Origin of the sequence: Carboxylicivirga agarovorans (assembly GCF_050589845.1) — a bacterium.
GTDB classification, from domain to species: domain Bacteria; phylum Bacteroidota; class Bacteroidia; order Bacteroidales; family Marinilabiliaceae; genus Carboxylicivirga; species Carboxylicivirga agarovorans.
On sequence record NZ_JBNGPA010000010.1, the window covers coordinates 59,919 to 79,522 of the forward strand.

A 19,604-nucleotide genomic window follows, 5' to 3' on the forward strand; every position below is an offset into this window, starting at 1 on the left:
ACATTATATTGTACTGGTGTTGTATCAGGGTAATTTTTATCCTTTTTACAACTGCCAATTTATTACAGAATATTATTCTTTACAATTATACTAGTTTTATAACACTAAATCAGAAATTATACTTTATGGATGTCGTGAACTTAAATAAATTAAGCAAACTGCTCACTGAGCAACTAACTTCTGCCGGGGTTACTGATCTTTACATTAAGTACATTTTAACGGCTTTATGGCTATGTGTTACTCTTCTGGTATGCTGGCTTGCCAACTTTATTACCCGGAAATTCATTACCAAAGCTCTTGAGAAGGTCATTCGAAAAACAAAGTCTAAGTATGACGACCTCTTAGTTGACCGAAATGTATTAAGCAGAATTGCGAACCTGGTACCTGCTGTCATCATTTATGTCATGCTGGGTATTATATTTGAGCCCTTTGGCCACACCGACATTGTTATGCATCTGCAAAAAATAGTTAGCAGTATTATTGTCTTTATTATATTATGGGCCTTTATTGCACTGCTGGCTGTTATCAATGACATTTACAACACCTTTTCGTATGCCAAAGAGCGCCCTATAAAAGGCATGATTCAAATTATACAAATAGCTGCCTCCTTTTTAACAGGCATTGTCATTATATCCATATTATTTACAATTGACATCTCAAAAATATTGACAGGGCTTGGCGCAACTGCAGCCATTTTACTGTTGATATTTAAAGATACCATACTCGGCTTCGTAGCAAGTATTCAACTATCAGCCAATAAAATGGTAAGCAACGGCGACTGGATAACAATGCCTACTTATAAAACAGATGGAACAGTGATAGACATTTCACTTAACACTGTAAAAGTTCAAAACTGGGATAAAACAATTACAACCATTCCTACCTACAAAATGGTGGAAGACTCATTTATTAACTGGAAAGGAATGGAGCAATCGGGAGGTCGTCGTATTAAACGATCTGTCAATATTGATATGCAAACAGTTAAGTTCTGTTCATCTGAAATGATCGAGCGCTTTAAGAAAATTCGTCTGCTTAAAAAGTACATCCAGCAAAAAGAAGAAGAAATAGTAAATCATAATGCGCTTATCGAAGGACAATCAGCATCCGAAAGCCTGGCTAATGGTCGCAGACTGACGAACCTTGGTTTATTTAGAAGGTACCTGGAAGAATATCTGCGCGAACATCCAATGACACTCAACAACATGACTTTCATGGTCAGGCAATTACAATCAACAGAGAAAGGTCAACCCATTGAAATTTACGCTTTCAGCAAAGACCAGGAATGGGCCAATTACGAATCAATACAAGCTGATATTTTTGATCATATACTTGCCGTTGTTAGTGAGTTTGATTTAAAAATATATCAATTGCCCAGCGGCGCTGATATCAATCTGGCGAATTATGGCAATCCCTCTTTATAATCGTTATAAATTGTAGCAGGTATTAATGAATTAAAAAGAGGTACATTTTGTAATTAATTGTTAATTAGTAGTTTTTAAGAACTTTGCTATGGTTTGAATTTAAAAGGATTATATAAACAATTGCAACGATGCCTGTTAAATTCCGTTGGATATTTACTTATAATGTTTTATTTTCGTACCAAACTATTAATAAAAGAGTATAATTAGTTACGAATCCTAACATTTGTCATATAGAGCATGGAGACCAGTTTACAAATCGATAGTTTAGATAAGAAGATCTTATCACTTATCACAAAAAATGCAAGAATTCCATTTCTTGAAGTAGCACGTGAATGTAAAGTTTCAGGTGCAGCTATTCACCAACGCATTCAGCGCTTGATGAACATGGGAGTTATTAAAGGTTCAGAATTTATTATTAATCCTGCCAAAATTGGTTATCACACCTGTGCTTTTATGGGTATCTTCCTAAAGAAAGCAAGCTTGTTCGATAAAGTTGTTAAGATGTTGGAAGAGGTACCACAGATCGTTGAGTGTCATTACACAACAGGCCAGTACGCTATCTTCATCAAAATATACGCCAAAAGTAACGAGCATCTGAAACGCATCTTACACGATAAGCTTCAGGCAATAGCAGGTATCTCAGCTACAGAAACGATTATCTCACTGGATGAAAGTTTCAAAAGACAATTACCTATTGATTAATACCAGAATCTAAGATATAGATGAAAGGCTCCACAACGGGAGCCTTTTTTTATAGCTGATGAGTACCATTAATAATATCAAACAAGGCGGGATTAAATCTTTCGAATGCTTGACTTAACAGCCTATACAAACTCGATTGTTTAACATCGTCCCCGCTTAAGACCTTCTGATGTAAAACGCCCATTTCAAATTTATCACTGTGACCATTAAGAATTAGATGCGGCAATGTATTCATCGTTGCTTCCACAGGGTATTCGCCATCCTTAAATACACCTTTATCTAACAAAACAGGATGAGCTTCGAAAAAATTAAACGTATTATCACCAAGGAACAAGTGAACATTTAATCGCAAGCTTAATGGTATCACATAAAAGAAATGAAACTTTTTTCTATCGTCTACCAATGATATGCTTACACAGTTTTCGGATCGATTAACAAGTGAAAACTTAACATTCCAAAGGAGATCATGATGAGCACTTAGTTGTTGCCTAACAGCATTAATAAAAATTAAACGAGGCAGAGCAATGCTTTCAAAGTGCTCATTACCTTCAAAGCGTTTACTTAAAACGCCTATTCCTTCTTTACTTAAAATAATTGTTTCAGACATGGTAAATTGAATTGACCAAAGCTACTGATTTATTATTATTTGCTGTTAAAGTAAGATCAAGACGCCCCAGGCGAAGACCTCCCCAGCCGGCCTGACTAACAATCACCTCATCACCGTCGAGGTTCACAATCCGATCCGGCTCATCCATAAACGTATGAGTATGGCCGCCAAGTATTACGTCAATATTTCTTGTATTCCGGGCAACCACAACATCTGACACTTTTGCATCCCTGTACTTATATCCCAGGTGTGACAGAGCAATAACAACATTGCAATTTTCCTCCTTTTTTAATTGATGAGCCAGTTCGTTTGCAAGCTCAACAGGCTCCAGATAAACAGCCTCTTTATATGATTTAGGATTCACTAATCCTGCCAATTCAATGCCCAAACCTATCAGGCCAATTTTTAACGATCCTTTTTCAATGACCTTATGGGGAATGGTCAAACCATTCAATACCGATTTAGAAAAGTCGTAGTTACTGCAAATAAAAGGGAAATCAGCTCTTCTAACATTGCCTGCAAGTGCATCAATCCCATTATCAAATTCATGATTACCCAATGTGGCGGCATCATAGCCCATTTTATTCATCAGTTCAATCTCAAGCTTCCCTTTGTAGATATTAAAGTAGGGTGTTCCCTGAAAAATATCGCCACAATCCAGTAAAATAACATTCTCCTGCTCTTCTCTGATATTGCTTATTAATTGGGCTCTGCGGGCAAATCCTCCCTGCCCAGGCCATCGTGAATGAGACGCTGGAAATGGATCGATCTGACTGTGGACATCATTCGTATGTAAAATGGTCAAACGGGCATTGGATGAGGCACAACTATTTAACAAAGGACTTAAACCTATTGCAGATGCACCTAGCATGGTCTTCTTAATAAAATCTCTTCTACTCTGCATAATATATCCTTTTATCCAGTTCGCTATTTACCTTTTCACCTTCAGCCGATAGTTGCTTGATATGTTGAATTATGGCATCCCGCACCTTTAAGCCTGTACCTTCCCGCTTTAAAGCTTTACTAAACACTGCGAAATGATCACCCCCATCTGCCAGATAATCGGACGTAGCCACAATATATGTTCTGTCTTCAAGTGGCTTATTGTTAACTTTTATATGAATCGCCTTTCTATCTTTAATTCCAAATGACGCACCAGATATCCCATCGCCTCCAACACTGGCCATGAAGTTAAACAGCTCTTTCATCTGCTCATTTGTCATTGTCAAATAAACAATTTCATTCTCAAATGGCATCAGCTGGTAAATATTTTCAACTGTGATATTACCTTTTTGTAAAGGTACACGTAGTCCTTTTACGTTGACAACACATACATCTACCTGTTCAAAACTATTCAGGCTATTGCATTGCCGACGAACCAAATCTGTTACAAAGTTAGACAGTAAGCCTTCCGGAAATCCCCCGCTTAATTCTTGTTCTGCCACTCCTATAGTTTTTTGCATTTCAGCCTGCAAACTATCACGGTAAGGCTGAATTAGTTTTTCCAATCCATCACTCTCACCGACCAAACTGTCTATTATTACATATTTGCTCGAACTGTTTTCTATTCTATAATCAGTGTTTTGGCATCCGGACAACAAAACCACAAAGACAATGTAAACACTGATAATCTGCCTATTAATATATTTCATCGATTATTTTACGGGTTAAACCATCTAATATTATAAGGCACAAGAATACAAAAAGGTTTCAATAATATTGTTAAAATGTCATGAAATTTCGGTTAGAAAGGATGCAGATACTACTTACACCAAAAAAACTAAGAACGCTTTATTGTAATTAATACTGAAAACGACACATCTTCTTAAATCAAACACAAAGGACACTAATATATCATAGTGTCCTTTGCAAACTAGTATATCATTCTCATAATCTGTCTACTATAGCACTAATAATTACATATTACTACTTGATACGATCAAGATATAACTTTCTTATTCCCATTAAATACTCCCTGTCAATATTAGGATTATATATACGCACCATATCAACAACACCAAAATTCTGGTGAAAATGTCCGACGGCTGCATCAAACTTACTGAAATCCCAATTGTTCTTTACTTTCTTGGTCAAGTCTTCAAAGTATTTCCATGGTAATTTATGAGGAATGGTAAAATAACCATGATCTTTCTCGTCTAAATCAAAGTATACCCCTTCTTCAATCTCCTCCAGGGTAAAGAATTTTTTCAGGCGTATGATAGCCTGACCTGTAATATTCTTTGGTTTCTTTTTAAACTCTATCCCTTCATCACTATATCCGGCTTGCAAATCAATAATCTCATTGAACGAATCCAGATGTCGTACCCGGATTACATCATAATCCTTGTTATAAAGGTGCACATTACCTGCCGCGGCATTAAAATCAGAACTAAAATACTTTTTAATGTTCTGAGTAGCACGTGTTACCTCCTCAAGCGTATATAATTTTTTTAGAACCAAATAAATATACAATGGTTTCGAATCAGAAGGAATATCGCTATAATAACCAAAATAGCCGGGGAAAGGCTCTGGTGCTTCCAATACAAATGTATTTGGAAGGATCTTGTCTTGCATGGTTACCAATGATTCCTGTTTCAGAAGGTTCCCATACCTTTGCAAAATAATTTTTTTAGAACTCATAGATGTGTGTTTTAAAAATTAAACTCTCGACTTAATTGATGGGCTTTAGAGGCTTTTCAACAATGTCTGGGCAACCCACATTACATTCATCATTCAACAAGTCAAAGTGTAAAGCGGTCGTTTGTCATCTAAAAAGTTATTAAAAAAAATGTTTGCAATCAAACACACTGATTCTTTTTAACCTTCGTGATCACGTACAAACACCAATTCATCTTTTTTTGACAGATCAGCTTTGTAATAGTAACCACTCTCATTGAAGGCTATCAGATCTTCAGCCAATGTAATCTGATTTTGAATGATAAAGCGGGTCATCAAACCACGTGCTTTTTTGGCAAAGAAACTTACAACTTTATACTCTCCATTCTTCCAGTCTTTAAATACCGGTGTTATTACTCGTTGCTTAAATACCTTTTTATTGATTACCTTAAAGTATTCATTGGAAGCCAGGTTAACCAACACATCAGACCCTTGTTCTTTCATATCCTTCTCCAGCAATTTGGTAATCTCATCACCCCATAGCTGGTACAGGTGCTTATTATTACCAACCCTTAATTTGGTTCCCATCTCTAATCGATAGGGCATAATACCATCCAGAGGACGCAGCAGTCCATAAAAGCCTGAAAGCATTCGCAACTTTTCATTGGCAAAAGCAATCTCCTCAGCATTTAATGAATAAGCATCTATGCCATTATACACGTCGCCTTTAAAAGCAAAGAGTGCTGCTTTTACTTCATCTTCCTTAAAAGGATATTGCCATAGCTGAAATCGATGATAATTAAGCTGAGCCAACTGTGAACTTATCTTCATCAAAGACATCAGTTCTTCAGGCTTTTTCTTCTTTAATTCTTTAGCAATGGTCTTTGCCTGTTTCGGAAATCGAATATCCGATAATGTCAATTGTGGCGCCTGGGTTTCATAATCCAATGACTTGGCAGGTGATATAATGATATGCATACTCTTATTTGTTTTTAACTCTAAATCTGTATCTGATATAACTTTCGAATCTCAGTTTAAAACAGTAATGAAATTTAATGGTTCAGATGCTGAATCAAAAAAAGGACTACAATCGCAGCCCTTTTCAATAACTCACTCTAAGAAAATATTATTCTGTAATTATTACCTCAACTCCGGCATTCAGGAGCTTTTCCTTATCCTCTTCTGTAATGCCTTTATCGGTAACCAATATATCTACTTCATTTATTTGACCTATTACAGCCAAACTTCGCTTTTTAAATTTGCTTGAATCCATAACCAGAATAACCTTTTTAGCCATTTTTAGCATGGTTCTGTTTAGGGCTGCTTCTTCAAGATGAGGGGTACTGAATCCAAGGTTTACATCAATTCCATCAGCACCAATAAACAATTTATCGCAAAAGAAATTCTTAAAGTTGTTTTGTGCGATAGAACCAACCAAAGACAAGGATTTTTTACGCATTACTCCCCCTGGCATAATCACATTTATCTGCTCCAGCTCAGCCAGTGGACCTGCGATATTTAAAGCATTCGTTATCACTGTAAGATTTTTAAACTTACTTAAGTGAGTCGACACTTCTTTAGTTGTCGTTCCGCTATCTAACACAATCGTATCACCCTCTTCAATAAGGCGGGCCGCTCGCTTACCTATAGCCTCTTTTTCTTTGGCATTTTTCACCTTTTTATCTGAGAGCTTCATATCAAGAGTCACCTTATCGGTTTTGATAGCTCCGCCCCGTGCCCTTATCAACAGGTTTTTGTGCTCCAGCTGAGTGAGGTCGTTTCGGATGGTAACCTCACTTACATTAAATTGCTCACTTAACTCATGAACATTCACCTGGCCTTTTTCATCTAATAATTTAAGAATTAAACCACGACGGCCAACTGTAGTATTCGGATCAAAATCATTCATCTTAACATTCTTTTCTTATCAAACAGTGTTTGATCAGTATAACACTGCGCTTTTTCTTACAAAATAAGTAAAAATATCATTAAGCAAGCATATGAAAGCAACTAAGTTATCATTCATTACTAAAACAATCTTATCAAAAAGCCATATTACTTATTTATCATTACAAATGCTGATTTTTCGAAAGACACCCAAATGATAAACTAAGGATACGCAAACTGTAATTTGAAAAAACAAGTGACTCCCAATTTTCCTGACTTTTATTTGTTTAATTTGTCAACAATTTATTGAGAAATGCGAGATATGGAAAAGGAATCATCCTATTCAATGAACGATTTTTATTCAATCAAAAAAATTGACGCTCACCTTCATTATTATACCTACAATGAAGCATATATTCGTTTTGCCCAAAAGAATAACATGCACCTTGTTTCGATCAATGTAGATTTTATGGAGGATGAATGGATGCAACTTTCCGAACAAAAAAAGATTGCCGGTTTTCATAAAGAAAAAAGCCCGGACATTTACTCATATATTGGTGCAGTTCCTTTAAAAGAAAACATTTCACCGGATGTTATTGAAAAAGCCTGTCAACAGCTTGAACAGGCGATAAAAAACAAAGCCATCGGTGTAAAGATCTGGAAGAATGTAGGAATGAAGATTTCTTTCAATGATAGCCTTGTAATGATTGACAATGCTGTTTTTACTCCACTCCTGAAGTGTCTTGAAAATCTTAAATTTCCTTTACTCGGACATTTTGGTGAACCGCTGAATTGCTGGCTCCCTTTAGATAAAATGACTGTGGAATCGGATAAAAAATATTATTCTTCACATCCTGAATTTCATATGAACCTGCAGCCAGACATGCCCGGTCATGCTGATCAGATAAATGCCTGTAATCAAATGCTGGCTGATCATCCCCGGCTAAACTTTATCGGTGCCCATCTGGGAAGCAGCGAATATAGTATTGATGAAATAGCCCGAAGACTCGATAAATATCCGAATATGAATATGGATCTGGCAGAACGAGTTTGTCATCTTCAACATCAGGCTATCAGCGACCATCAGAAAGTTTATGACTTTATGATTAAGTATCAGGATCGGTTGATTTATGGCTCCGACATGGTATTTACAGACAATAAAAGCGAAGAAGAACAGATAAGGGAACTTGAAAGACGATGGATCAGTCAATGGCAATTCTTCACTCAAACCAACACTCAGAATACATGGGAAGTAAATGGTTCTTTTAAAGGATTAGGTCTCCCAAAAGAAGTGATTAATAAAATATACTTCGGCAACGCCATAAAAACTTATCCCGCATTGAATTTAAAAACGTATTAAAACAAGTAGCTACGAACATGGTATCAGACACGCCTGTGAAATTATATATGGCTCCTCTCCAAAGCTACACGACTTCATTTTACCGAAAAGCTCATGCCATGACTTTTGGTCATATGGACAAGTATTTCACGCCGTTTTTTGACGATGCCGACACCAGCCTTAACAACCTAAATAAACATTTGGAGTTACTACCATCGTTCAATAAAAAACTGAGAATTGTTCCTCAGTTAGCAAGTAACAGCCCCCGGTTTTTAATTGATTTTGCCAATGAGGTACGCTCCCTCGGCTATCATGAGATCAACTTAAACATGGGATGCCCCTTTCCAATGCTGGTTAAGCGCGACAAAGGCGGTGGATTATTGGCTAAACCTGAATTGGTCAAACAACTATTGGAAAGCTTTTATTCCGAAACAGAGAATATGCAACTATCCTTAAAGATCAGGCTCGGCATTAATGATATTGAAGAAGGCAGAACAATTGTTAAACTGGCAAACGATTATCCAATAGAAGAATTAATAATTCACCCACGTTTGGTAACTCAGAAATATAGTGGAGATGTTAATTGGGACGAATTTGAAACTTTGTGCTCCTTAAGCGATCACAGGTTAATAGCAAATGGCGATATTAACAGCCATGCTGATGCCTGTACTATTATTGATCGTTTTTCTTCTGTCAAAGGCCTTATGCTGGGACGTGGATTACTGATGCACCCGGCCTTACCTGCTTCCATTCTTAAACACAAGCATAATAATCAATTAATGGACCTCCATGAGAATTATTTTCACCTTATAACTGATCATTATACAAACTGGAACCAGGCATTCAATTATCTGCTAACTTTTTGGCATTATCCGTTAAGCATCAATCAGGATCTAAAGCGACATTTACGCAAATTAAAAAAGCACAACAAACCCGACATTTACCAGGATTGGCTAAAACAGCTCAGAATCCTGGTTAGTTAGAATGCTCGTAATACCTGCAATATGATCTATTAAGATTCTCACGAACCAATATCTACAAGAAGATCTTTTATATGATCAAAAATTAAAAACTACCTGTAACGTCGCTTTTCAATGATAAAGCTCAAAATAAATTCGTAATTAAAATGGTACATTTGTAGCCTAAAAAAATACAACCATGGTTTTAGAAGACATAAAAAGCATATTAGAACATGAGGCGCAGGCGGTAAGTAATATTCCTGCAACCGATGATTTTATTAAGGCTGTTGATTTAATTCATCAATATGTTCACGAAAAGGGTGGCAAACTTATCACCTCGGGTATGGGTAAAGCCGGACAAATTGCTATTAACATGGCAACGACATTCAGCTCCACAGGAACTCCATCTTGTTTCCTGCACCCAAGCGAGGCCCAGCATGGAGATCTTGGGGTTGTTCAGGAAAATGATGTTTTACTGATGATCTCTAACTCAGGTAAAACAAGGGAAATAATTGAATTAATTGATCTGGCCCGTGGCCTTCGTCCTAATATCCCAATTGTGGTTATAACCAGTAATACTGAATCTGTTCTTGCAAAGGAAGCCAATGTATGCATCAGCACTGGTAATCCGAAAGAAGTTTGTATCCTGGGATTAACTCCTACTACATCAACCACTACCATGACTGTTATTGGCGACGTATTGGTTGTTCTTCTCATGAAAAAGATAAATTTCTCCAATACTGATTATGCGAAACGACACCATGGTGGCTACCTTGGACATAAATCGCGCGAAGCAGCAGGACTAAACAAGTAACTATGGAATTTAACTGGAAAAAACTACAGAATGGCTCTGACATTCGCGGTGTTGCTTTAACTGGCGTTGCCGGTCAGGAAGTAAACCTTGATACCACTATTGTAGCCAAACTGGGCACTGCCTTTTACCAATGGTTGTCTGAACGCAATACAAACAGTAATACTGTAAAAATTGCAGTTGGTATGGATTCACGATTATCTGGTCCTGAGTTAAAAGCTGCTTTTATTGAGTCACTGGTCAATGCCGGTGCTGAAGTAATGGACTGTGGCATGGCTTCGACGCCAGCTATGTTCATGACCACTGTTACTGAACCATTCAATGCACACGGAGGTGTAATGCTAACTGCCAGTCACCTGCCTTTCAACCGTAACGGTTTAAAGTTTTTCACACCAGAGGGAGGTCTGGAAAAACACGATATCACTGCTATTCTTGACATAGCAGAGTCATTGCCTGATCAATCAGAAAAGAAACATGGTTCGGTCAATGAAGTGGATTTTATTGACATTTATTCGAATATTTTAGTTGAGAAAATCAGAAAAGAAGTCAATTCCAAAGATAATTATGAGCAACCTCTTAGCGGCTTTAAAATGACTGTCGACGCCGGTAATGGTGCAGGAGGCTTTTATGCCAATAGGGTGCTTGAAGTATTGGGTGCCGATGTGAGCAGTAGCCAGTTTCTTGAACCTGATGGAAAATTTCCAAACCATGTACCCAACCCGGAAGATGCTATTGCAATGAAATCCATTTGTGATGCTGTAAAAAAGCACCAGACCGATTTAGGTATTATCTTCGATACTGATGTTGACCGCGCCGCTATTGTTGATGAAAATGGCCAACCAATAAACAGAAATGAGTTGGTGGCTCTTTCTGCTGCCATCGTTAATGAAGAACACCCAGGCTCAACCGTAGTAACCGATTCAATTACATCAGATGGTTTAGCATGGTTTATCAACGATGTGTTAAAAGGTAAACATCACCGTTTCAAACGTGGTTATAAAAATGTTATTAACGAAGCCATTCGCTTGAATGAAACAGGAGAAGAATCGTGGTTAGCGATTGAAACTTCAGGCCATGCCGCTTTAAAAGAGAACTTTTTCTTAGATGATGGTGCCTACCTTGTTACCAAGTGCGTCATCAAAATGGCCCAGTTGAAACTAGAAGGTAAATCCTTAAACTCACTTATCGAGAAAATGCCTGCTCCGGCCGAAAGTAAAGAATTTCGTATCAATATCATTACCGATGATTTTAAAGCTTATGGCGAAAAGGTAATTAGCGAACTGGGACACCTGGCTGCTGCCAAGAATGGCTGGGATCTTGTACCTAATAATTACGAAGGCGTAAGGGTAAGCGTTGACAATGGCACCAAAGGCTGGTTTCTTCTTCGATTATCCTTGCACGACCCAGTTATTCCGCTCAACATTGAATCGGATAACGAAGGTGGCGTTGAAATGATAGCAAAAGAACTGGTTTCATTTTTTGAAACCTTTGAACAATTAGACTTAAAATCATTAATAAACAGATAGAAATGAGATTATTAAAGGAGAATGTAATTGGTGTTGTAGTTGACATTCAGGAACGCTTGTTTCCACATATCAACGAAAACGAAAAGCTTGAGAATAATACCAAAATATTAGTTCAGGGATTAAAAGCTCTTGATGTTCCTTTTTTAGTAACTGAACAATACAAAAAAGGCCTTGGTGATACCATTGCCGGCATTGAGGAATTAGTAAAAGAAGATCCGCATTTTGAAAAACTGGCTTTTAGCTGCTGCGATGACCCTGCTTTTATGGAAGCTCTGGAGACCAGCACTAAACGTGTTGTTATTCTGGCAGGTATGGAAACTCACATTTGCATGTTGCAAACAGCTGTTGACCTTAAAGAAAGAGGTTTTACCCCCGTTATAGTAGAAAACTGCGTTAGCTCCCGTACTGAAGAAAACAAACGTATTGCTATGGAGCGTTTTCGTAAAGAAGGCATTATTATCACAAGCTACGAATCAATACTTTTCGAATTGTGTCGGGTAGCTGGTTCTGATGCATTTAAAACCATCAGCAAGTTGGTTAAGTAATTGAAATTACATATTTTGCAAGCCACCTTTATTTTAAAGGTGGCTTTTTTTATTGGGATATTGGAAGAGACGTGAGTATGAGAAGAATATTTGGGATTGGAGAAACGGTATTAGACATCATCTTTAAAAATCATCAACCTATTGCAGCTAAAGCAGGAGGAAGCGCATTAAACACTCTGGTTTCCTTAGCCCGTGTGGATGTACCGGTTAATTTCATAACTGAAATTGGCAGAGATAAAGTCGGTGAAAACATCATGCAGTTTTTAGTCGATAATAAATTGAGCACGGATTACGTTTGCCGCTTTACCGAGGGCAAATCCGCTTTGGCACTGGCCTATCTTAATGAAAACAACGATGCTGAATATGAATTCTTTAAAGAATATCCCAAACAACGCCTGGTAGGAGACATACCTGAATTTAATGAAAATGATATTGTTATTTTTGGCTCTTACTTTGGTTTAAATCCAGCCATTCGCCCCCGTTTGCTTGAGTACTTAAAAGTAGCTAAAGACAATGGGGCGTTAATTATTTATGATCCTAATTTCAGGAAGCACCACCTGAAAAACCGTGAAAAGTTAATTCCGGTTATTGAAGAGAATTTTCGTATTGCTGATCTGGTAAGAGGGAGTAATGAAGATTTTGAAAATATTTTTAAGCTGAGTAATCCCACTGAAGTATATGCTAAGGTTGCTGCCCATTGCAACAATCTGGTTATCACAGCTGGCTCAAGAGGCGTATATACTTTTGGCAATGCCTACCACCATCATTACAAAGTACCTATTATCAATCCGGTCAGTACTATTGGAGCTGGTGATAATTTTAATGCAGGCATTATTAAGGCATTGCTTGACTTCAATATTTTGAAAGAAAATGACCAACTTAAATTGTCAGCTGACGACTGGGTTCATATGGCGGCATATGCCATTGAATTCTCATCAGAGGTATGCATGAGCATTGACAATTATGTTGACGTTCACTTTAAAAGCAGTTTTGCCTCTAAAGTTGAACGCCGCATTGCTTCTTCAAGTAATTAACTACTACTCATAGATCTCTTCGTAGGTATAGAAGCCTGTGTCCTTAATAAGAACCTGGTCTACATTATCCCTGGTGACTGCAATTGATGGCACTCTTAAAGTAGGCACCTCAATCTGGCCATTATTTGTCGTACCGCTGATCAGATCATTGATCTTTTTATCATTCGACACTAACAGTAGCATTGCCTCAGCAGCCTGGCTGGCAGATTCTTTCAAGGGATGAAAAGCCGTCATTTGCTGCTTACCGGCAACTATATTCCTAACGCCATTAATAGTTGCATCTTGTCCTGAAATATAAACCGGCTTATCGACATTGTATTTTTCAAGTACTTCAATACAACCATTTGCTATTCCGTCAAAGCCTGCAAATATTATATCAGGAACCTGTCCCGATAATGAAATAAATTGATCCAGCTCGTAAGCAGCATTAACACCACTCCAGTCCTCAACAAAGGTATCGTACAATAAATTAATATTACCCGACTCCATATGTGGCTTAAGGTTCTTATGAATGGAAGATGCTAATCCTACTGCATTTCTGTCATATTTATCACCTCCCAGAATAATCACATCACCAGATGGCTTCACCTTAATGATCTCTTCAACCATCATTTTACCCAACTCAAAGTTATCACCAGACACAAAAAAATCAAGCTCACAATTCTTGATTAGCCTGTTATAGGCCAGCACTTTAACTCCTCGCTCCCGCCCTTCCCTCACAATGGCAGCTGCGGTATTGGCATTGACAGCGATTATGGCCAACCCGTCAATACCTTTATCAAACATTTCAAGCGCTTTCTGATACTGAGTCGCTTCATCTCCATTAGCATGCTCTACATATACAGTGGCTCCTTGCTTTTGTGCATAATCCTTAAAAAAGTCAGCTTCCTTGTTATAGCGAGCCGTTTCTGATGTAGAATAAAGAAATCCAAGCTTTACAGACGAATCAGATTGGCAGGCGTTAATTAAAATAACAAGACAAAAAATTATTGGAAATTTTATGTTGCGCATATTTAAATTGATTTTAAATGACAGGTTTAAGCGCTAAAATTAATATTTTATGACAATAATATTTTTAAAACATGATTTTTTTCACATATTTCGTAACGTATTTGCAACTAAAAACAACCAACAAGTATGAAGTGGAAAGATCTTAAAATTCGCTCCAAAATCGGGAGCGGTTTTGCTCTTATTATGTCGGTAATAATAGTGATTGGCATTGTACTATTCATCAACTTACTGAATATCAATAAGGGAGTCAAAGAACTAACCAATACCTATATACCCATCGTCCGTGAAGCTGGTAAACTAGACCGTTATTGGCATGAAACTCGTGAATTTGCCCGCTCCTATGACTTTACAGGCAACATCTATTACAAAAACAGGGCGGAAAAGAGCTTTGAAAAAATGGCAACTGCTCTGGGTGAAATTAAGGAGATCCTAAATAACGACCTTGAAATAATGACCGATGCAGGTGTTGATATGCCTTTGCTTATCAACCAGGTTGAGCTGTATCAAAAAACAACATCTTCTTATTATGCCCTGTTAGTTGAATCTTCGAAAAATAAAATCGATTACCTGGATGCCCTGCAGCAAATAAACGCATTAAACAGCTATAACGCCAAACAGGCAAGTCAGGCTTTTTCTAAGCTAATTCTTAAGGTTTACAATAACGATGTAAGGCTGGATTATAGCAACATCACAGAGATCACAGAGATTTTTGACGAGATAAAGAATAAGCTCAGTACTAAAAACTTAAACTCAAGTGAAAGTAATTTGATTGAAAAAGCGCTTGAGTCCATGGGTAACTATTTAGGCTCGTTAAGACAGCTTAAAACAGAAGAATTAAAGCAGTTTGAATTAGCTAAGAGCATCATGTGGGAAGTAGGGGCAACAGCTGACGTTGGCCTGGACATGATGATGAAAATGGGGGACCAGAGTGAGCAAATAATCTCCATGCAACGCCATATACTAACCTACTCATTAATTGCCATATTAGTCTTATGGTTCAGCCTGGTATTCTTTTTGTCAAAAGCTATTGCCAAACCGGTTGAACGGAGCATTGAGCAAGCTCAACGACTGGCCAAAGGAGATTTATCAGTACAGTTCATTGCTGACCGTAATGACGAGGTAGGGAAACTTTCGAACGCACTTAACACAATGGTTACCAACCTCAAAAACATGGTTGAACAAATTACAAGCAGTGCCACTGAAATAGTAAGTGCCAGTACACAGTTATCCAATGGAGCCAATGAACTATCTGATGGTGCGACTCAGCAGGCCTCATCAGCCGAAGAGGTGTCTTCATCGATGGAAGAGATGTTTGCCAATATTCAGCAAAATACCGATAACTCAAGAACAACTGAGAAAATTGCCAACCAGGCTTCAAAGGGTATTGCCGATAGTAATAAGGCATCTAAAATAGCAAGCGACAACATTGAAGAGATCGCTGAAAAGATCAGCATCATCAGTGACATAGCTATGCAAACCAATATTCTTTCACTTAATGCTGCGGTTGAAGCAGCTCGTGCCGGTCAGGAAGGAAGAGGTTTTGCTGTGGTTGCCGCAGAGGTAAGAAAATTAGCGGAACGCAGTCAACAAGCCGCCAATGAGATAACATCGGCTTCAATGGAAACAAAAGATTCATCACGCATCGCCAGGGATAAACTGGATACCATTACCCCTGAAATTGAAAAAACGGCACACCTGGTTAAAGAAATCTCAACAGCTTCAATGGAACAGTTAAGTGGCGTCGAACAAATTAACAGTGCGCTTCAGCAATTGAACCAGATCACACAGCGAAATGCGGCAAGTGCAGATGCTATTAATAATGCAGCACACTCGCTTGAACAATTATCACTTCAACTTGAAGAGGCTGTTAAATTATTTGACAACAATAAATCCGTATAAATCTGAAAAGGATGATAAAGGAAGCAGAGAGCTACTAAATTATCATAACTCAGATACAAAAATAAAACGATGCCTGATCAACTGATCGGCATCGTTTTTTTTATGCCTTCAATCTCCTTCTTGAAAGTTTATTGGCACAAACTAAATATTGACACAAAACAATTCTTTCTAATCAATGTTGCTATTGATAAGGACCAATAGAAAGAGTTTTTAATATGAAAATATTTAGTTACAACGTTAAGAATTTCAGACAGATTGAATACATAAAAATGCTTCCGGAAAGTGTGAAGCAGGAAATTGAAATTGTTTCAAAGGTTTTACCGTTCAAGGCCAACAATTATGTAGTTGATTACCTGATAGACTGGACCAATTATGAAACTGACCCGTGCTATATCCTTACTTTCCCTAACAAACACATGTTAAGGCCCGAGGATTATGACAAAGTAAAATGGGCAGTTGAAAACGGGAAGTCAGAACAGGAAATCACGGCAATAGCAAATGGTATTCGTCTGGGACTTAATCCACATCCGGCCCAACAGCAATCAAATATCCCATCGTTAAATGGCACACCACTACCTGGAGTGCAGCATAAGTACCGTGATATTGCCTTGTTTTTTCCAACACAGGGTCAAACATGCCATGCCAATTGTACATTTTGTTTTCGCTGGCCACAATTTGTAAAAGACCTGGACCTGCAGTTTTCAATGAAGGAAATTGACCAGGTATGTCAGTACTTTAAACAGCACGAACACCTGCACGAGCTTTTATTTACTGGTGGCGACCCAATGATCATGAGTCCCAGAACAATCAGTAAATACATCGATACCATTTTTAATGCTGATATTAAAAATTTACGTACCATAAGGTTTGGTACCAAGTCATTAACCTGGTGGCCATTTGTATTTTTACCTCAATACAACGAAGAGGCGCAGGAGATGCTTGACTTGTTTAAACGAATTGTCGACAAAGGTATTCACCTGTCAATAATGGCTCACTTTAATCATTACCAGGAAATGTCCAATAGTGCAGTGGCCGAAGCCATTGATAATATACGTGCTACCGGTGCGGAGATCAGAACCCAATCCCCATTATTAAATAATATTAATGCTTCGGCTGAAGTGTGGTCAACCATGTGGGAACAGCAGGTTAATATGGGAATGGTACCTTATTACATGTTTATTGAACGGGAGACCGGACCCTATGAATATTTCCAGGTTCCTCTGGCTAAAGCCTACAATATTTACACTGATGCCATGCGAACAACTTCAAGTCTGGCCAAAACTGTTACAGGACCATCCATGTCAGCGGCTATGGGTAAAGCCCAGGTTATGGGTATCGTTGAAAATCCTTTAAATGGGGAAAAATACTTCCAGATTCAATACATACGTCATCGCGATTACAAAGAATCGTACAAACCATTTTTAATGCATTACGATGAGCATGCGACCTGGATTGATCAGCTTAAACCGGTTGAACCGGCAAACATTAAGCAAACAGTCTGATGATACTGAAATAAAAAAGGAAGAAGTGCTTAATACACTTCTTCCTGGTATTGTTTATTTGCTTTTAATTGATCAAAATGTTGCTGCGCCTCATTGTCGCTAATACCATTGTGTCTACTTAAAATATTCACAAAGCTTTTTCGCACCGAAGCCCCTAACCTATCTTTACTTCCACACACATAAACCACTGCACCTTTATTGATCCAGCTTAGCATGTCTTCAGCTTTTTCTTCAATTATGTGGTTCACATAGAACTTCTCGGCCTGATCACGCGAAAAGGCAGTACTCAGCTCATGTAGCATACCTTTATTTTTTAGCTCCATGAATTCTTCCTGATAAAGAAAATCAGATTCACTGTTTCGCTCACCAAACAACAGCCAGTTTTTTCCTTTGGCATTACGGGCGAGACGCTCCTGCAAGAATCCCCTGAAAGGCGCAATTCCAGTGCCGGCTCCAATCATGATGATGGGCACATTATCATCTTCCGGTAATCTGAATTTTGATATGGTTTCCAACGTAACAGGTACCATGTCCCCCACATTAAGACGATTCCAGAGAAATGATGAGCAGACTCCATTTCTCATCCTTTTTTCATCACCGTTTTCAATCACCTTTACTGTAATATCAGCAATCTCGCCTACCTCACTTCTACTTGAGGCGACGGAATACAATCGTTGACTCAGTTTTCGTAAAACACTTAAAAACTGCTCAACGCTGTAACTGCCAGGAAAGTCACTCACCAGATCAAGTACATCTTTTTCAAAAGCATAAACCTCCAGCTCTCCCGGCTTATTTATCAGTTCAGTAAGCGCATCATTGTGAGCTATTTCAGCATACTTTTGAACAACAAGAGGCGTAATCAATGTCAGCTCATAATCATGTATCAGAACATCCTTTAGTAAACGGGTGCTGTCTTTATCGCTAACGGGGTAGGCCTTATCAAAATTGAGTGTCCTTAACAATTCATCCACGTAGCTTCGTGAATTGGTTCCGTAAACACCAATGGCATCACCAGGCAAATATTCTATCCCTGAGTTTTTAAGTGATAAACTCACATGAAGTACTTTTTTACTACTATTAAGGCCTGTTAGAAGTCGCTTCTCAAGCAGTTCTGCCTTATAAGCCGAATGGGTATCTCCATCCAGCTTCAAATCAAATGTAAAACCTTCTTTAACAGGCTCATTTACAATCGGCAATTGACCTTTAAAAACGTCAAACACATCAAGTACCCATTGCTTGGCTGTCTCTTCGAAGTCAATATCACACTTAACATGTTGCATTACTGCACTGGCACCCAAATCATTCAATCGCTTATGAATATCCTCACCTGTTTGACAATAGTACCTGTAACTACTGTCTCCCAGTCCAAGAACAGCAAATTTCGCATGCTGCTTTGAGATGGCATCACTGTGAAGAAATTCATAAAAACCTTCAGCTTGAACAGGAGGCTCTCCTTCTCCATGTGTACTAACAATTACCAACAGATTTTCCATTTTCTCAATTTCCTGGAAATCCATTTCAGGCATTGCCAGCAAGACTGACTGATAACCTATACTTTTAGCATATTCATCGGCAAGAACAGCCACGGATTTTGCATTCCCGGTCCGACTGCCATAGATAATGTGTAGTGTATCTTTATATTGACTCATTTTAATTACTTTTTTGACTACAAAAGGAATTAAAAGAGGAATTGTTCAGCTGCTCTCCAATAAATCATGGAATAAATTCAATCAGGAAAGCGATAT

18 protein-coding genes are annotated in these 19,604 nt (G+C 38.1%); 10 read left to right on the forward strand and 8 right to left on the reverse strand.

The genetic code is table 11. The annotated features are described in order from the left end of the window. Nucleotides 1-125: 125 nt before the first annotated feature. Both ACRD69_RS12310 and ACRD69_RS12315 read left to right on the forward strand, forming a co-directional pair. Nucleotides 126-1,421: a mechanosensitive ion channel family protein gene (locus tag ACRD69_RS12310; protein ID WP_430815395.1), complete on the forward strand. Its 1,296-nt coding sequence runs from the start codon at nucleotides 126-128 to the stop codon at nucleotides 1,419-1,421. A gap of 237 nt (nucleotides 1,422-1,658) precedes the next feature. Further along, nucleotides 1,659-2,123 carry an Lrp/AsnC ligand binding domain-containing protein gene (locus ACRD69_RS12315; RefSeq protein WP_262327816.1) on the forward strand — a complete coding sequence of 155 codons (465 nt, stop codon included), beginning with the start codon at nucleotides 1,659-1,661 and terminating at the stop codon, nucleotides 2,121-2,123. Nucleotides 2,124-2,172: 49 nt separating this feature from the next. Here ACRD69_RS12315 and ACRD69_RS12320 read toward each other — a convergent pair whose 3' ends face one another. From ACRD69_RS12320 to agaR, 6 genes are all read right to left on the reverse strand, one after another. Then, nucleotides 2,173-2,730: a hypothetical protein gene (locus ACRD69_RS12320; RefSeq protein WP_430815396.1), complete on the reverse strand. Its 558-nt coding sequence runs from the start codon at nucleotides 2,728-2,730 to the stop codon at nucleotides 2,173-2,175. After that, a complete protein-coding gene (locus ACRD69_RS12325; protein WP_430815397.1) occupies nucleotides 2,723-3,634 on the reverse strand; it encodes a bifunctional metallophosphatase/5'-nucleotidase in 912 nt (303 codons plus the stop codon). Before ACRD69_RS12325 ends, ACRD69_RS12320 begins: the two co-directional genes overlap by 8 nt. After that, nucleotides 3,624-4,382, reverse strand: a complete 759-nt coding sequence (locus ACRD69_RS12330) for a 5'-nucleotidase C-terminal domain-containing protein (RefSeq protein WP_430815398.1) — start codon at nucleotides 4,380-4,382, stop codon at nucleotides 3,624-3,626. The genes ACRD69_RS12325 and ACRD69_RS12330 overlap by 11 nt, the downstream gene beginning before the upstream one ends. A gap of 274 nt (nucleotides 4,383-4,656) precedes the next feature. Then, on the reverse strand, nucleotides 4,657-5,370 hold the full coding sequence (locus ACRD69_RS12335) for a hypothetical protein (protein ID WP_430815399.1): 714 nt from the start codon (nucleotides 5,368-5,370) through the stop codon (nucleotides 4,657-4,659). A 177-nt stretch (nucleotides 5,371-5,547) separates the two neighbouring features. Next, nucleotides 5,548-6,324: a peroxide stress protein YaaA gene (gene yaaA / locus ACRD69_RS12340; RefSeq protein WP_430815400.1), complete on the reverse strand. Its 777-nt coding sequence runs from the start codon at nucleotides 6,322-6,324 to the stop codon at nucleotides 5,548-5,550. Nucleotides 6,325-6,472: 148 nt separating this feature from the next. Then, complete coding sequence (gene agaR / locus ACRD69_RS12345; protein WP_430815401.1) at nucleotides 6,473-7,255, reverse strand: transcriptional repressor AgaR; 783 nt, start codon at nucleotides 7,253-7,255, stop codon at nucleotides 6,473-6,475. 300 nt (nucleotides 7,256-7,555) lie between these two features. On the opposite strand from agaR, the gene ACRD69_RS12350 reads away from it, so the two are divergent. The 6 genes from ACRD69_RS12350 to ACRD69_RS12375 all read left to right on the forward strand — a co-directional run bounded on the left by ACRD69_RS12350 (nucleotide 7,556) and on the right by ACRD69_RS12375 (nucleotide 13,447). Further along, nucleotides 7,556-8,593 carry an amidohydrolase family protein gene (locus ACRD69_RS12350; protein WP_430815402.1) on the forward strand — a complete coding sequence of 346 codons (1,038 nt, stop codon included), beginning with the start codon at nucleotides 7,556-7,558 and terminating at the stop codon, nucleotides 8,591-8,593. Between the two features lie 17 nt (nucleotides 8,594-8,610). After that, entirely contained in the window at nucleotides 8,611-9,555 is a 945-nt protein-coding gene (locus ACRD69_RS12355; protein WP_430815403.1) for a tRNA-dihydrouridine synthase, read from the forward strand. 175 nt (nucleotides 9,556-9,730) lie between these two features. Continuing rightward, complete coding sequence (locus tag ACRD69_RS12360; protein WP_430815404.1) at nucleotides 9,731-10,345, forward strand: SIS domain-containing protein; 615 nt, start codon at nucleotides 9,731-9,733, stop codon at nucleotides 10,343-10,345. A 2-nt stretch (nucleotides 10,346-10,347) separates the two neighbouring features. Continuing rightward, nucleotides 10,348-11,868 carry a phosphohexomutase domain-containing protein gene (locus ACRD69_RS12365; RefSeq protein WP_430815405.1) on the forward strand — a complete coding sequence of 507 codons (1,521 nt, stop codon included), beginning with the start codon at nucleotides 10,348-10,350 and terminating at the stop codon, nucleotides 11,866-11,868. Nucleotides 11,869-11,870: 2 nt separating this feature from the next. Further along, complete coding sequence (locus ACRD69_RS12370; RefSeq protein ID WP_430815406.1) at nucleotides 11,871-12,413, forward strand: hydrolase; 543 nt, start codon at nucleotides 11,871-11,873, stop codon at nucleotides 12,411-12,413. A 77-nt stretch (nucleotides 12,414-12,490) separates the two neighbouring features. Further along, a complete protein-coding gene (locus ACRD69_RS12375; protein ID WP_430815407.1) occupies nucleotides 12,491-13,447 on the forward strand; it encodes a PfkB family carbohydrate kinase in 957 nt (318 codons plus the stop codon). A 3-nt stretch (nucleotides 13,448-13,450) separates the two neighbouring features. On the opposite strand, the gene ACRD69_RS12380 is transcribed toward ACRD69_RS12375, so the two are convergent. Then, entirely contained in the window at nucleotides 13,451-14,458 is a 1,008-nt protein-coding gene (locus ACRD69_RS12380) for a substrate-binding domain-containing protein (protein WP_430815408.1), read from the reverse strand. A gap of 126 nt (nucleotides 14,459-14,584) precedes the next feature. On the opposite strand from ACRD69_RS12380, the gene ACRD69_RS12385 reads away from it, so the two are divergent. Both ACRD69_RS12385 and ACRD69_RS12390 read left to right on the forward strand, forming a co-directional pair. Beyond that, on the forward strand, nucleotides 14,585-16,357 hold the full coding sequence (locus ACRD69_RS12385; RefSeq protein WP_430815409.1) for a methyl-accepting chemotaxis protein: 1,773 nt from the start codon (nucleotides 14,585-14,587) through the stop codon (nucleotides 16,355-16,357). 215 nt (nucleotides 16,358-16,572) lie between these two features. Beyond that, nucleotides 16,573-17,859, forward strand: coding sequence for a KamA family radical SAM protein (locus tag ACRD69_RS12390; RefSeq protein WP_430815410.1), 1,287 nt, complete (start codon nucleotides 16,573-16,575; stop codon nucleotides 17,857-17,859). A gap of 29 nt (nucleotides 17,860-17,888) precedes the next feature. On the opposite strand, the gene ACRD69_RS12395 is transcribed toward ACRD69_RS12390, so the two are convergent. Further along, the gene (locus ACRD69_RS12395) at nucleotides 17,889-19,508 is read right to left on the reverse strand and encodes a diflavin oxidoreductase (RefSeq protein ID WP_430815411.1); all 1,620 of its coding nucleotides are present in this window, start codon (nucleotides 19,506-19,508) and stop codon (nucleotides 17,889-17,891) included. Nucleotides 19,509-19,604: the final 96 nt, after the last annotated feature.

Excerpts from the sequence above, each read along its gene's own strand:
- ACRD69_RS12310 (WP_430815395.1), top strand. The coding sequence starts at position 126 with ATGGATGTCGTGAACTTAAATAAATTAAGCAAACTGCTCACTGAGCAA.
- ACRD69_RS12315 (WP_262327816.1), top strand. The coding sequence starts at position 1,659 with ATGGAGACCAGTTTACAAATCGATAGTTTAGATAAGAAGATCTTATCA.
- ACRD69_RS12320 (WP_430815396.1), bottom strand. The coding sequence starts at position 2,730 with ATGTCTGAAACAATTATTTTAAGTAAAGAAGGAATAGGCGTTTTAAGT.
- ACRD69_RS12325 (WP_430815397.1), bottom strand. The coding sequence starts at position 3,634 with ATGCAGAGTAGAAGAGATTTTATTAAGAAGACCATGCTAGGTGCATCT.
- ACRD69_RS12330 (WP_430815398.1), bottom strand. The coding sequence starts at position 4,382 with ATGAAATATATTAATAGGCAGATTATCAGTGTTTACATTGTCTTTGTG.
- ACRD69_RS12335 (WP_430815399.1), bottom strand. The coding sequence starts at position 5,370 with ATGAGTTCTAAAAAAATTATTTTGCAAAGGTATGGGAACCTTCTGAAA.
- yaaA (WP_430815400.1), bottom strand. The coding sequence starts at position 6,324 with ATGCATATCATTATATCACCTGCCAAGTCATTGGATTATGAAACCCAG.
- agaR (WP_430815401.1), bottom strand. The coding sequence starts at position 7,255 with ATGAATGATTTTGATCCGAATACTACAGTTGGCCGTCGTGGTTTAATT.
- ACRD69_RS12350 (WP_430815402.1), top strand. The coding sequence starts at position 7,556 with ATGGAAAAGGAATCATCCTATTCAATGAACGATTTTTATTCAATCAAA.
- ACRD69_RS12355 (WP_430815403.1), top strand. The coding sequence starts at position 8,611 with ATGGTATCAGACACGCCTGTGAAATTATATATGGCTCCTCTCCAAAGC.
- ACRD69_RS12360 (WP_430815404.1), top strand. The coding sequence starts at position 9,731 with ATGGTTTTAGAAGACATAAAAAGCATATTAGAACATGAGGCGCAGGCG.
- ACRD69_RS12365 (WP_430815405.1), top strand. The coding sequence starts at position 10,348 with ATGGAATTTAACTGGAAAAAACTACAGAATGGCTCTGACATTCGCGGT.
- ACRD69_RS12370 (WP_430815406.1), top strand. The coding sequence starts at position 11,871 with ATGAGATTATTAAAGGAGAATGTAATTGGTGTTGTAGTTGACATTCAG.
- ACRD69_RS12375 (WP_430815407.1), top strand. The coding sequence starts at position 12,491 with ATGAGAAGAATATTTGGGATTGGAGAAACGGTATTAGACATCATCTTT.
- ACRD69_RS12380 (WP_430815408.1), bottom strand. The coding sequence starts at position 14,458 with ATGCGCAACATAAAATTTCCAATAATTTTTTGTCTTGTTATTTTAATT.
- ACRD69_RS12385 (WP_430815409.1), top strand. The coding sequence starts at position 14,585 with ATGAAGTGGAAAGATCTTAAAATTCGCTCCAAAATCGGGAGCGGTTTT.
- ACRD69_RS12390 (WP_430815410.1), top strand. The coding sequence starts at position 16,573 with ATGAAAATATTTAGTTACAACGTTAAGAATTTCAGACAGATTGAATAC.
- ACRD69_RS12395 (WP_430815411.1), bottom strand. The coding sequence starts at position 19,508 with ATGAGTCAATATAAAGATACACTACACATTATCTATGGCAGTCGGACC.